Here is a 13108-nt window from a genome sequence, read left to right as displayed (position 1 = left end):
ATGATTTTTCGGCGCCTAGTTTAGCGTGGCTGACCGTATTAGACAATATTTAGAAGGTTTTTGACGTTTGTGAAAAGTTTTTTGTCGTTATTTTGGCTCGTTTATGTATTGCTATTTTGTTTGGTAGGTTGTCAAAGTCACAATAAAAGTACCTTAAAATTAATTTCTGCTGATGTAGCGAGTCGGTTATCGCCTTCTGATATTATGGCAATGAGCCAGCTTGCTTGTATGGAAATGGATGAAAAAGCAGTAATTCCTGCTAGTTATCATAAAATGAGCCAACGATTAAATAGAGTCGCCTTAACATTACCACAAACGATTAATCATATTAAATTAAATTATAAAGTCTATCTTGATACTGAGCCAAATGCATGGTCCACAGCCAATGGTTGTATTCGCATAAATAGTGGTTTAATAAAACTATTAAATGATGCTGAATTACAAGCAGTTATTGCTCATGAACAGGCTCATATTGCTTTACAACATTTTGTTAGTTCGTTTCAACAAGCTTCTTACATCGAACTTGCTGACAAAGTGAATGAAATTGTTATCTTCCAAAAAGAAGCTGTTGCTCAGCAACATGAAATAGAGGCAGATAATTATGCTTTTGACTTATTAGTTAACCAAAACATTGATCCTATTGGTTTAGTTGGTATGTTATCTAAAATGCCTATTCATGCTGTAAAAGATCCAGCTTCACATCCTTCAACTTTAAAGCGTATCAATAATATTTTAGATAAGATGAGTGGCAAGTAACTTTGACAACTTGTTTAGTTAAAAAAGACCTGCCTAATTTTGATATTCAATCGGCAATAGGTAAAAGATTGAAATAATCGTAACTGTTATTGTTGATTTTGTTTAGTAATGAACATAGCATCGCCATAACTAAAAAAACGATATTGTTGTTTGACAGCTTCTTGATAAGCATTCATTGTATTTTGATAACCAGCAAACGCAGAAACCAGCATAATTAATGTTGATTCAGGTAAGTGAAAATTAGTAATTAAGCTATCGATAACATTAAAGTGATAACCAGGATAGATAAATATTTGAGTGTCATTAAAAAATGGTGCAATCTTACCAGTTTTTTGTGCCGCGCTTTCCAGTGCTCTAACCGAGGTTGTTCCAACTGCTATGACTTTATTGCCTCTTGCTTTGCATGCTAAAACAGCGTCAACTACTGATTGCGGGACTTGTGCATACTCAGCGTGCATCACATGTGATTCTATATTTTCTACTCTGACGGGTTGGAATGTGCCGGCACCAACATGTAAGGTTACAAAAGCCATCTCAATACCTTTTTGTTTTAATTTTTCTAATAAAGGTTGATCAAAATGCAATCCGGCAGTCGGGGCGGCAACCGCTCCCGGTATTTTACTGTAAACGGTTTGATAAACTTCACGATCATGGCTGTCATCGGGCCTATCTATATAAGGCGGTAATGGGATATGGCCAATTTTATTTAAGATTGCCAGCACATCATCAGGAAATTGTAGTTCAAATAAACTATCGTGCCGAGCGAGCATAATTACATTAACCGATGCATCTTCGCCTAATATTAATTCAGCGCCTTCTTTAGGTGATTTTGATGCTTTTATGTGGGCTAGCGCGCGATGATTATCTAACAATCGTTCAATTAAGATCTCAATTTTACCACCAGAGGCTTTTTTACCATAAACCCGAGCAGGAATTACTCGAGTATTATTAAAAACCAGTAAATCGCCAGGATTGATTTTATCGATAATATCGGAAAAGACGCCATGTTCTATCTGACCTGTTGCACCATCAAGTGATAACAGACGGCATGCACTTCTTGTTTCTGACGGGTGCTTGGCTATAAGTTCTTTGGGAAGAGTGAAGTCAAAATCAGATAATTGCATATTTATATACCTCAAAAAAATGACCCAATAGTCTAAGCTTCCTGATATAGGTAAGCAAGTAATTCTTTTTTCTAGTATAAAACAAGCAATTATTTATTGATTATTACGCAAGTTAGTTTAAAATTTTTGGAATCTAACTAAAAATTAGATAAAAGTTGATTATTAATAATATAAGGAAAGGAAAAAGAGTATGAAGAAACATCAAAAAACATTATTAGTTACGCTACCTTTGGTTGCAGCAATGTCTTTAGTCGGTTGTAACATCAACCCAAATGATGCAGTTAATTTGGGGATGAAAGGTCTTAAAGCGGTAACTTTAAGTGATAATGATGTTAAGCAATTAAGTCAAGAAGCTTGTGCTCAAATGGATGCTCAATCAAAAATTGCACCGGCTAATAGTACTTATACTAAACGACTCAATAAAATTGCTAAAGCGCTTGGTAATAATGTTGAGGGTACACCAGTTAATTATAAAGTTTATTTAACTAAAGATGTTAATGCGTGGGCAATGGCAAATGGTTGTGTGCGTGTATATAGCGGTCTGATGGACTTGATGAACGATAATGAAGTTGAAGGTGTACTCGGTCATGAATTAGGTCACGTTGCTTTAGGTCATAGCAAAAAAGCAATGCAAGTGGCTTATACTACTGAAATTGCTCGTGATGCTGCTGCGGCATCAGGAAACAGTGTAGTTTCATCAATTTCTCAATCACAATTAGGTGATTTAGCTGCAAAAGTTATCAATTCACAATTTTCACAAAAACAAGAAACCGCTGCAGATGACTACTCGTTCGATTTCTTAGTGAAAAGAAAGATTAATCCAGCAGGACTTGCTACTGCATTTGATAAATTAGCAGCTCAAGGTGATAGTTCTTCAATTTTAAGTACACACCCATCGTCAAAAGATCGTGCAGAAAATATTCGTGCAAAACTTGCTGGAATCAAAAAATAAATTTGATTCATTTTTCGGTTAAAGCGCTTTTGATAGCGCTTTTTTTATAATACGTTGAGTTAAAAACTCAACTTTAGCGTCTTTTTTAACAAAATCTGCTGATAGTGATTACCCTATATCATCATGCTATTTTAGATGTTCTTTTAGCAACTAATTCAAACAATTAGAATGTTAGTCTTCGCGGCAAGCTGATTTATTGGCGTTAGCATAAATTGGCAGTGAATATTGGCATCATTTCTTAAATAATCTTGTTGAGCAAGTATCAGTACAGCTGGTGTAACGAGATTTGAGACAATAAGTTTAAACCGTAATAGATAAATTTAGTTAGTGATAATTTGTGTCGATTAAAATTTATTAATAAACGATTTTAAGTTAATTAAATATAATTGTAGTGTTTTTGTTTAACCCCTCTAATTCTCAAGCAGCAAAAAGAGGGGGGGGAGAATCCTAAAGTAGATAATTTTGTTTATTGTTTATAACTAGATAAGAATTTAGCAAATCGTCCAATAGCATCTTCAAGCTGACCAGTATGAGGTAAAGCCACAATTCTAACATGATCGGGTTTATGCCAGTTAAATCCAGTTCCTTGTACTAACAATACTTTTTCTTGCAATAAAAAGTCTAACACTAATTTTTGATCATTATGGATATTGAATTTTTGTTGATCAAGTTTTGGAAATAAGTATAAAGCGCCTTGTGGTTTAGTACACGAAACACCGGGTATATCATTAAGTAAACGCCATGCCAACATGCACTGGTCATAAAGTCGACCACCCGGAACAATAAATTCATTAATACTTTGGTAGCCGCCAAGCGCACCTTGAATAGCGTGTTGTAATGGTACATTAGCACATAGTCGCATTGAAGCGAGCATATTTAAGCCTTCAATATAGCCTTTTACATGTTGTTTAGGACCACAAAGTGCCATCCAACCTTGTCTAAAGCCTGCAACACGGTAAGTTTTTGATAAGCCGCTCATGGTGACAACAAATAAATCAGGGGCTAATGCAGCAATAGAATAATGGACTGCATCATCATATAAAATTTTGTCATAAATTTCGTCAGCAAAAATAATCAAATTATTTTGACGGGCAATTTCGGCAATTTCTAGTAATACTCCTTTGCTATAAACCGCACCTGTTGGATTATTTGGATTGATGATAACAATCCCTTTTGTTTTTGGCGTGATTTTTCGTTTGATATCTTCTAAATCGGGTGACCAATTGGCCTCTTCATCGCATAAATAGTGAATGGCATTTCCGCCAGATAGACTAATTGCAGCTGTCCATAATGGGTAATCTGGCATAGGTACTAGCACTTCATCGCCACTATTTAGTAAGGCTTGCATCGATTGTACGATTAATTCTGATACACCATTACCAATATAGATATCCTCAACATCAATGTTTGAAACCCCTCTTGCTTGATAATGTTGCATAACTGCTTTACGGGCTGAGTAAAGACCTTTGGAATCACAATATCCTTGCGAAGTTGGTAGATTACGAATTACATCAACAAGGAGTTCATCAGGCGCATTAAAACCAAATGGGGCGGGATTTCCAATATTGAGTTTAAGAATCGTTTGTCCTTCTTCTTCTAGACGTTTGGCATGATCGAGAATAGGTCCTCTAATATCATAACAAACATGATCCAATTTATTTGATTTTTGAAAATTTACCATATTGCAGCCCTTTCAATTTGTTGTAATCGTCTTTATTATTTCTAAAAAAAACAATCTACTCCTATTTCGATAATTTTTGAAGATGTTATTATAATCAACGCTATAAATATTTTTTAACTGTGTAAAAATTGTGCTGGAGAGTGTTATGAAAACCATTTTAACGGTTATAGGTAAAGATCAAACAGGGATTATTGCAGGTATTAGTCAAAAGCTTTATGAATTGGATATTAATATTTTAGATGTAAGCCAAACTATTATGGATGAATACTTTACCATGATTATGTTGTTAGATTTATCTAAAATCAAAGTGAGCTTTGATGAGGTAAAAACGGCATTAATTCAATCGGGTGAAAAACTGAAAGTTAAAGTCAATATTCAACGTGAAGAAATCTTTGATGCTATGCATCGCCTATAATCTAAATTTGATACTCATTACTGAAGGATAATACTAATGGAAACAAAACAGATCCTCGAAACCATTAAAATGATAGAGGAAGAGAAGCTTGACATCCGCACAATAACCATGGGTATTTCCCTACTAGATTGCATTGATAGTGATGGTGAAAAAGCGCGTCAAAAGATCTTTGAAAAAATTACTTGTCTTGCCAAAAATTTAGTTAAAGTTGGCGATGAGATCACTTCAGAATTTGGTATTCCTATTATCAATAAACGCATCTCTGTTACACCTATATCGTTAATTGCAGGTGCAAGTGACGATAAAGATTATGTTGAGTTTGCAAAAACGCTTGATGCGGCAGCTAAAGCTGTTGGGGTTAACTTTATTGGTGGATTTTCGGCTTTAGTGCAAAAAGGTTACCATAAAGGCGATGAAATTTTAATTAACTCCATTCCGCAAGCATTAGCTCAAACAGAACGTGTATGTTCATCGGTTAATGTCGGCTCAACTCAAACTGGTATCAATATGGATGCAGTTAAGCAGATGGGGCAAATTATCAAACAAGCAGCTAGTTTAACTGCAAATAATAGCAGTATGGCTTGTGCAAAATTAGTGGTTTTTGCTAATGCGGTTGAAGATAACCCATTTATGGCAGGGGCTTTTCATGGCGTTGGTGAGGCTGACTGTGTTATTAATGTTGGCGTCAGTGGCCCAGGTGTGGTTAAACGCGCACTGGAAAAAGTAAAAGGCCAATCTTTTGATGTCGTTGCCGAAACGATTAAAAAAACCGCTTTTAAAATTACCCGCATGGGGCAACTTGTTGGTAAAGAAGCTTCTGAGCGTTTAGGCGTAAAATTTGGGATTGTTGATTTATCATTAGCACCAACGCCTGCTATTGGTGATTCTGTTGCTCATATCTTAGAAGAAATGGGATTGGAAGTTGTTGGTACACATGGCACTACAGCAGCACTCGCTATGCTTAATGATGCTGTTAAAAAAGGCGGTGTTATGGCTTGTGGTCATGTGGGTGGTTTAAGTGGTGCATTTATTCCGGTTTCTGAAGATGCTGGTATGATAGATGCAGTTAATAATGGCGCACTGAATTTAGAAAAACTCGAGGCAATGACGTGTGTTTGTTCGGTAGGACTTGATATGATTGCGATTCCAGGCGACACGCCTGCCGAAACTATTTCGGCAATCATTGCTGATGAGGCTGCAATTGGTGTTATCAACCATAAAACGACTGCTGTCAGAATTATTCCTGCTGTTGGGTTAAAGGTTGGCGATAATATCGAATTTGGTGGTTTACTTGGTCATGCTCCCGTTATGCCGGTTAATAAATATAGTTCATGCGATTTTATTAATCGTGGCGGCCGTATTCCTGCGCCAATTCACTCCTTCAAAAACTAAGCGATTATTTTGTGATGCCTTGTATATCGAAAAAGACAAGGTATCACATAACATTCTGTCTATTATTTCTATCTGATAATCTAAAACGCGATTTTCTTGTTCTTCTTTTTTATGGTTACCCCTATGACGAGCAATCACATGGATACTATTTGGTAACAAATCAATTAGCCTTATTTTTTCTTCTCTAAAATTAACTATATAAAAAATAAGTTGATTTAATTTAGGTGGTAACCAGTAAAGCCTGCGTTTGGCAATTTGCTTCACAATATGTAGGATAAGATGGGAGATAAATCTAACCACCAACTATTTTTTGAAAATTTCATTGTGTTAGATGAACGCGACGACAATGCCGATCAATTTTTTGATTTTACGTTTCCTATTTTAAAACTAGAAAGCTATGGGTAAGACTCCTTTTTACTCGCTATTAAGCAACGAGAATCGTTATATTCAACCGTACTACTGACTGAACCTATGTTGTGGCTATGCCACATACCGATATCGAATATGTGATTAAACCTTTTATTTTTTAGCCAGGTTAAAGCGCCGATTGAATGGTGTAAAATGGCAAATAATATCCGTTCAATTGCTCATCATAGGGAGAAAGATTTCAATTTTCAAATTGGTAAAAACAATGATGGTACTTTTATAAAGAAGTTTTAGGAAATACATGCATTTCAGTATAAAAATAAAGTTAACTAATAAAACGGCTAATTTTACGTTAAATGCTTTCGTTTAGTGATAATGAATAATCAATTGTTTACAGACTCAAAAAGTTTATAATCAGCATAAAGGTATGGTTGTTAAACAAACAAATAGAATGGTGTGTATGAAAAGATTTTTAATTATTATTACAGCATGCTTTGTATTAAACATATCATTTAATCAAGTATTAAGTGCACCTCAATCAGATAAAACTTTTATTCTTTGCTCCGATAAAGCATTGCCATCCATTCAAGTATCTGAGCAAAAAATTTTTTCAATGTGAATTTTAATAAAATAAAAACAGATAAAACAGAAAAAACACAGCAATCTAATGAAAGACAGATCGTGCTTTATAGTAATGATGTAGATAATGCTCGGATTTTTATTATGTATGAAGTTGTCAATAATGAACAAGATGCGATGACAGTTTTTTTAACGCAATTAAAACTACGAGGTAATGAAAATCCGGAAATTAAATCTTACAAAAATGTGAAATATGTTGAAAGTATTGATTCCAAAATAAATGGGCGCTATATCTATACTCAACAATTTGACCAAGCAAAAGGCTTTGTTGTAATAAAGGCTTTAATGTATCACATTGATGCAAAAAATAGTGATTTTTACCAAACAATAAATCCAATTCAAACCACCAAGCTAATAGATGAATTAATCAAATTTTCTAAACCATAACAAAAAAGGATAGCAAATCAGCAAGTAAGTAAAGTCGTAGTAAAATTTTATTATTTTATTGTGTTTTTACTTAGCTCATGAAGGAAACAAAATGAAAAAAGTTATAATCAGTTTTATATCAATATTATTGTTTGGTTGTGGGACCTTAGAAAGTAATTATCAACCTAGCAATTATGGTCCGATGTTAACGGTAATTAATCAAAAATTACCAACTTATGATTTACCCAAAAAATTAGATTTCCACAATAAAACCTATTATATATATAATCAAAGTCGTGATAGTGGTTCAGGTAATCCTAATGATAAGCGTGCAATTATGTACATGCAAGATCCTAAATCAGCAACCTATTATGAAGATTATTTCATCATTATGGATGATATTGTTGCCAATGCTCAAGATGCTCAAAAACTCTTTAAATTGCAAATCGCAATGCGTTCATCTGATCCGAAAGTCACTCAAGAAGGTAACGTTTATTATGCCGTAGGAACTGATGCAAAAAATGGTATAGGTTATTTAATTGTCAGTACTTATGATGAATCAACCCATCTGGCTCGTAATCGTTTTTATCTCATTCTACTTAATGAAAAAAATGACCATTTAGTAAAATATATGCAAACCCATACTAAACAAATAGTAGAAGAGATATTGAAATTAGGACGTAAATAGTTAATTTACCAGTCTAATACTGATAACATCAATGACAAGAATAGCAGCGTTAGTTGCGTTAATCGTTATGCACTGCTAGTATTGCAAAATTTCGATATAACAATGGTGATTATGCGTAACACATTTTCTGAAAGTTACTTTCAACGTTTTAGCGGAATTGCGCGGTTATATGGTGAATCTGCATTGGCTTCTTTTGCTCGTGCCCATATCTGCGTGATAGGCATAGGTGGGGTAGGTTCTTGGGTAGCTGAATCACTAGCGCGTAGTGGTGTGGGTCAAATTACATTGATTGATATGGATGATGTTTGTGTCACCAATACCAATCGTCAAATTCATGCCTTAACAACAACTATCGGCAAAGCCAAAACAGCGGTTATGGCTGATAGAATTTTGCAGATCAATCCTGAATGCATTGTTAATGAGATCGATGATTTTATTAATGTTGATAATGTTAGCGACTATTTAGGCAGCAAACAGTTACCACGTTATGATTATATCATTGATGCAATTGATAGTGTCCGTGATAAAGCTGCGGTATTGGCATATTGTAAACGGCAGAAGTTAAAGGTGATCACGATTGGTGGGGCTGGCGGTCAAAAAGATCCTACCCAAATTAGGATCGTTGATTTAGCCAAAACGATTCAAGATCCATTAGCGGCTAAGTTACGCGAACGCTTAAAAAACGATTATAAACTCAATAAAGACAGTAAAGGTAAATATTCAATTCCTTGCGTTTTCTCAACCGAACAACTCACTTATCCAGCTAAAAATGGTCAAATTTGCTTTACCAAAAGTGATGCCGATGGCGCGAAAAAAATGGATTGTGCATCGGGTTTTGGGGCAATTACAACCGTTACAGCAACCTTTGGTTTTGTTGCAGTTAGTTATGTGTTAAATAAATTGTCTAAAATATAACGATACACCCCTCTATATTATTAATATTAAACATTAATTGTTAACTCATGACCATTTTTGTCTAAAAATGGTTTTTTATCAAAAAAATAACCGATATTTGTTGTTATTTATTCTGTTAATCACTTTCATTTTGTCTGCTATATTTATTTTTTGTGCAATATTATTGTATAAAGTAAAAAACTGATTTAGGATAACGACAATTTCGTTTAGTTGTTATGCTGAAGCATTTAAAATTCAAGGAAGAAGCCAAACGATCCAGATTTATTTTTTTAATTTCAAGGAGAAATCTATGGCAGTAACCAACATGAATGAGTTAAATGAGTTAATGGCCCGTGTTAAAAAAGCACAGGAAACTTATTCAACTTATACTCAAGAGCAAGTCGACAAAATCTTCGTCGCAGCCGCGACAGCAGCTGCAGCAGCTAGAATCCCACTAGCCCAACAAGCTGTAGAAGAATCAGGCATGGGAATAGTAGAAGATAAAGTCATTAAAAATTTATTTGCTGCTGAGTACATTCTAAATAAATACCGACATGATAAAACATGTGGTGTTGTTGCAGAAAATGAACCATACGGAACAATAACTTTAGCTGAACCTTTAGGTATTATTTGTGGTATCGTTCCAACAACCAACCCTACTTCTACCGCAATTTTCAAATCTTTAATCAGCTTAAAAACTCGTAACGCCATTGTTTTTTCTCCACATCCTAGAGCTAAAAAATCAACTATTGAAGCTGCTCGAATAGTCTTAAATGCTGCAATTAAAGCTGGTGCACCGAAAGATATTATTGGCTGGATTGATGAACCTTCTATTGAATTATCGAATGCATTAATGCATCACGATGATGTTGCTGCTATTTTGGCAACCGGTGGTCCAGGTATGGTTAAAGCGGCTTACAGCTCAGGTAAACCAGCACTAGGTGTTGGGGCAGGTAATACGCCAGTTATTATTGATGAAACGGCTGATTTAAAACGTGCTGTTGCCTCTGTACTTATGTCTAAAACGTTTGATAACGGCATGATCTGTGCATCTGAACAAGCGATTGTTGTTGTTGATTCTGTGTACGATGAAGTTAAACGTTTATTAACACAATATGGTGCATATGTTTTAAATGCTAAAGAAACTAAAGCCGTTCAAGGCATTATTTTAAATGATAAGGGTGCTTTAAATGCTAACATTGTTGGTCAACCAGCAACCAAGATTGCTGAAATGGCTGGCTTTAAAGCCCCGGCAGGTGCAAAAGTCCTTGTCGGTGAAGTGACTAAAGTTGATTTGTCAGAACCTTTTGCGCATGAAAAACTTTCACCAACATTGGCTATGTTCAAAGCAAAAGATTTTAATGAAGCTGTCGAAAAAGCCGAAAAATTAGTTGAAATGGGTGGTATGGGTCATACCTCTGTTCTTTATACTGATCAAGATAGTAATCGTGAGCGAATTGCTTATTTTGGCAGCAAAATGAAAACGTGTCGTATCTTAATTAACCAACCAGCTGCACATGGTGGTATTGGTGATTTATATAACTTTGATTTAGCGCCATCTTTAACATTGGGTTGTGGTTCTTGGGGTGGTAACTCGGTATCTGAAAATGTTGGACCGAAACACTTACTTAATAAGAAAACCATCGCTAAGAGAGCAGAAAATATGTTATGGCATAAATTACCAAGTTCTATCTATTTTAAACGTGGCTCACTACCTGTTGCTTTAAATGAAATAATTGAGCAAGGAGCAAAACGCGTCTTTTTAGTTACTGATAAATTTTTATTTAATAACGGTTATTCAAAACAAATTACTGATCAATTAGAAGCACAAGGCGTAATTTGCGAAACCTTCTTTGATGTTGAAGCTGATCCAACGTTAAGTATTGTTCGTAAAGGAACACAATCAATGACAGACTTCCAACCCGATACTGTTATTGCTTTGGGTGGTGGTTCGCCAATGGATGCGGCTAAAATCATGTGGGTACTTTATGAACACCCAGAAACAAAATTTGATGAATTAGCGTTGCGTTTTATGGATATTCGTAAACGTACTTGTCACTTCCCTAACATGGGTAAAAAAGCTAAATTAATTTGTGTAGCAACTACATCGGGTACGGGTTCTGAAGTAACACCATTTGCCGTGGTAACAGATGATGCAACTGGTCAAAAATATCCATTAGCCGATTATGCCATTACGCCTAACATGGCAATTGTTGATGCTAATTTAGTAATGAATATGCCAAAATCACTTTGTGCTGCGGGTGGTTATGATGCAGTAACTCATGCTTTAGAAGCTTATGTGTCTATCATGGCGAGTGAGTTTTCTGATGGTCAAGCATTACAAGCATTAAGTTTGTTAAAAACTTATTTACCTGCAAGTTATAAAGATGGTGCGAAAAACCCTGTTGCGCGAGAAAAAGTGCATAGTGCGGCAACATTAGCGGGTGTCGCTTTTGCTCAAGCATTTTTAGGTGTTTGTCACTCAATGGCGCATAAAATTGGCGCTGCTTTCCATATTCCTCATGGTTTTGCTAATGCAATGCTTATTAGTAATGTAGTGCGATTTAATGCAACCGATAAACCAACTAAACAAGGTACGTTTAGCCAATACGGTTATCCTAAAGCGGTAAGTCGTTATGCAGAAATTGCAGACCATTTAGGATTAACATCCGCAAGTGATAAAGATGAGAAGAAAGTTGAAAAACTGATCGCTTGGCTAGATCAACTTAGAATAGAGCTTGATATACCGTTTTCTATTAAAGAATTTGGTGTAGATGAAAAAGCATTTTTAGCGCAAGTTGATCAACTTGCTGTGGATGCCTTTGATGACCAATGTACTGGAGCAAACCCGCGTTATCCTCTAATTGCTGAATTAAAACAAATTCTACTTGATACTTATTATGGACGTCCATATCAAGATAAAGGTGACATCAGCGAGGATGTTGCAATGCATACTGCCGCTAAAGGTGTAGCAGTTGAATCAAAGAAAAAAGTCGCTAAGAAGAAATAATTTAAAATATTATTTTTGATTAAATAAAAACCTGAAATAGCTTAAATTTCAGGTTTTTTTTATGTTTTTGATTTTTTTTTAAGCAAACAAAATAAAATTTGATTTTTTTGCTTGCAAGCTTAAATGTTCTAGTCCATAATGCGCAGCACTTAGGCCGGCTTAGCTCAGTAGGTAGAGCAACTGACTTGTAATCAGTAGGTCGCCAGTTCGATTCCGGCAGCCGGCACCATTTTCCTAAGTAAACAAAATTATAAAGATTCGGGGTGGGGTTCCCGAGCGGCCAAAGGGAGCAGACTGTAAATCTGCCGTGTCACACTTCGAAGGTTCGAATCCTTCCCCCACCACCACATATCTAATATTAGCAATAGCTAATTGAAGCATTTAGGTAGCCGAGTTTGAACATGCGGGCATCGTATAATGGCTATTACCTCAGCCTTCCAAGCTGATGATGCGGGTTCGATTCCCGCTGCCCGCTCCAATTGCTGATATAGCTCAGTTGGTAGAGCGCACCCTTGGTAAGGGTGAGGTCGGCAGTTCAAATCTGCCTATCAGCACCATTCTTGTTAATCTCCTAAACTTCTAAAAATATCGAATTTGACTGCTTTAAAGCTTGTCACTCGATGGCTTTATCTGTTATCATTCAGAGCTAATTTTAAGTTAGTATTATATTGATATTAAATATGATACTTGGTTAATGTGGTGATTCACCACCGATTTGTATTACATTTGAGGGACGATAAATGTCTAAAGAAAAATTTGAACGTACAAAACCCCACGTTAACGTTGGTACAATCGGCCACGTTGACCATGGTAAAACAACTTTAA

12 protein-coding genes and 4 tRNA genes are annotated in these 13108 nt (G+C 35.5%); 14 read left to right on the top strand and 2 right to left on the bottom strand.

Annotated features, from left to right (window positions below):
- The first annotated feature begins 69 nt into the window (after nucleotides 1-69).
- The gene (locus J3U63_RS11905) at nucleotides 70-756 is read left to right on the top strand and encodes a M48 family metalloprotease (protein ID WP_267344662.1); all 687 of its coding nucleotides are present in this window, start codon (nucleotides 70-72) and stop codon (nucleotides 754-756) included.
- A gap of 86 nt (nucleotides 757-842) precedes the next feature.
- Here the strand turns inward: J3U63_RS11905 and queA are convergent, their stop codons facing one another.
- Nucleotides 843-1880, bottom strand: coding sequence for a tRNA preQ1(34) S-adenosylmethionine ribosyltransferase-isomerase QueA (gene queA / locus J3U63_RS11900; protein ID WP_267334320.1), 1038 nt, complete (start codon nucleotides 1878-1880; stop codon nucleotides 843-845).
- A 190-nt stretch (nucleotides 1881-2070) separates the two neighbouring features.
- Between queA and J3U63_RS11895 the strand changes: the two genes are divergently transcribed.
- Nucleotides 2071-2832 (top strand): M48 family metallopeptidase, encoded by a 762-nt coding sequence (locus tag J3U63_RS11895; RefSeq protein WP_267334321.1) that lies wholly within the window; start codon nucleotides 2071-2073, stop codon nucleotides 2830-2832.
- Between the two features lie 466 nt (nucleotides 2833-3298).
- Here J3U63_RS11895 and J3U63_RS11890 read toward each other — a convergent pair whose 3' ends face one another.
- Entirely contained in the window at nucleotides 3299-4513 is a 1215-nt protein-coding gene (locus tag J3U63_RS11890; protein WP_267371641.1) for a pyridoxal phosphate-dependent aminotransferase, read from the bottom strand.
- A gap of 145 nt (nucleotides 4514-4658) precedes the next feature.
- Between J3U63_RS11890 and J3U63_RS11885 the strand changes: the two genes are divergently transcribed.
- From J3U63_RS11885 to J3U63_RS11830, 12 genes are all read left to right on the top strand, one after another.
- Complete coding sequence (locus J3U63_RS11885; RefSeq protein ID WP_065634040.1) at nucleotides 4659-4928, top strand: ACT domain-containing protein; 270 nt, start codon at nucleotides 4659-4661, stop codon at nucleotides 4926-4928.
- Between the two features lie 36 nt (nucleotides 4929-4964).
- Nucleotides 4965-6320 (top strand): PFL family protein, encoded by a 1356-nt coding sequence (locus tag J3U63_RS11880; RefSeq protein ID WP_267371639.1) that lies wholly within the window; start codon nucleotides 4965-4967, stop codon nucleotides 6318-6320.
- A 279-nt stretch (nucleotides 6321-6599) separates the two neighbouring features.
- The gene (locus tag J3U63_RS11875) at nucleotides 6600-6725 is read left to right on the top strand and encodes a hypothetical protein (protein WP_267349051.1); all 126 of its coding nucleotides are present in this window, start codon (nucleotides 6600-6602) and stop codon (nucleotides 6723-6725) included.
- Nucleotides 6726-7301: 576 nt separating this feature from the next.
- Nucleotides 7302-7712 carry a hypothetical protein gene (locus J3U63_RS11870; RefSeq protein ID WP_267371637.1) on the top strand — a complete coding sequence of 137 codons (411 nt, stop codon included), beginning with the start codon at nucleotides 7302-7304 and terminating at the stop codon, nucleotides 7710-7712.
- A 91-nt stretch (nucleotides 7713-7803) separates the two neighbouring features.
- Nucleotides 7804-8379 (top strand): hypothetical protein, encoded by a 576-nt coding sequence (locus J3U63_RS11865; RefSeq protein ID WP_267371634.1) that lies wholly within the window; start codon nucleotides 7804-7806, stop codon nucleotides 8377-8379.
- Between the two features lie 111 nt (nucleotides 8380-8490).
- Nucleotides 8491-9294 (top strand): tRNA cyclic N6-threonylcarbamoyladenosine(37) synthase TcdA, encoded by an 804-nt coding sequence (gene tcdA, locus J3U63_RS11860; RefSeq protein WP_267344655.1) that lies wholly within the window; start codon nucleotides 8491-8493, stop codon nucleotides 9292-9294.
- A gap of 289 nt (nucleotides 9295-9583) precedes the next feature.
- Nucleotides 9584-12283, top strand: coding sequence for a bifunctional acetaldehyde-CoA/alcohol dehydrogenase (gene adhE, locus J3U63_RS11855; RefSeq protein ID WP_267349047.1), 2700 nt, complete (start codon nucleotides 9584-9586; stop codon nucleotides 12281-12283).
- Nucleotides 12284-12436: 153 nt separating this feature from the next.
- Nucleotides 12437-12512: transfer RNA gene (locus tag J3U63_RS11850), tRNA-Thr, on the top strand.
- A 33-nt stretch (nucleotides 12513-12545) separates the two neighbouring features.
- A tRNA-Tyr gene (locus J3U63_RS11845) sits at nucleotides 12546-12630 on the top strand.
- 56 nt (nucleotides 12631-12686) lie between these two features.
- Nucleotides 12687-12761: transfer RNA gene (locus tag J3U63_RS11840), tRNA-Gly, on the top strand.
- A 3-nt stretch (nucleotides 12762-12764) separates the two neighbouring features.
- Nucleotides 12765-12840 (top strand) — tRNA-Thr (locus tag J3U63_RS11835).
- A 183-nt stretch (nucleotides 12841-13023) separates the two neighbouring features.
- The coding region (locus J3U63_RS11830; protein ID WP_010312103.1) for a GTP-binding protein at nucleotides 13024-13108 on the top strand (85 nt) is incomplete at its 3' end.

Source organism: Gilliamella sp. B2838, from assembly GCF_026536185.1.
Taxonomy (GTDB): domain Bacteria; phylum Pseudomonadota; class Gammaproteobacteria; order Enterobacterales; family Orbaceae; genus Gilliamella.
This window is presented reverse-complemented; position numbering and strand designations above follow the sequence as displayed.

Bases quoted from the DNA above. Each gene is read 5' to 3' on its own strand.
- queA (WP_267334320.1), bottom strand. From the start codon at position 1,880: ATGCAATTATCTGATTTTGACTTCACTCTTCCCAAAGAACTTATAGCC.
- J3U63_RS11895 (WP_267334321.1), top strand. From the start codon at position 2,071: ATGAAGAAACATCAAAAAACATTATTAGTTACGCTACCTTTGGTTGCA.
- J3U63_RS11890 (WP_267371641.1), bottom strand. From the start codon at position 4,513: ATGGTAAATTTTCAAAAATCAAATAAATTGGATCATGTTTGTTATGAT.
- J3U63_RS11885 (WP_065634040.1), top strand. From the start codon at position 4,659: ATGAAAACCATTTTAACGGTTATAGGTAAAGATCAAACAGGGATTATT.
- J3U63_RS11880 (WP_267371639.1), top strand. From the start codon at position 4,965: ATGGAAACAAAACAGATCCTCGAAACCATTAAAATGATAGAGGAAGAG.
- J3U63_RS11875 (WP_267349051.1), top strand. From the start codon at position 6,600: ATGGGAGATAAATCTAACCACCAACTATTTTTTGAAAATTTCATTGTG.
- J3U63_RS11865 (WP_267371634.1), top strand. From the start codon at position 7,804: ATGAAAAAAGTTATAATCAGTTTTATATCAATATTATTGTTTGGTTGT.
- tcdA (WP_267344655.1), top strand. From the start codon at position 8,491: ATGCGTAACACATTTTCTGAAAGTTACTTTCAACGTTTTAGCGGAATT.
- adhE (WP_267349047.1), top strand. From the start codon at position 9,584: ATGGCAGTAACCAACATGAATGAGTTAAATGAGTTAATGGCCCGTGTT.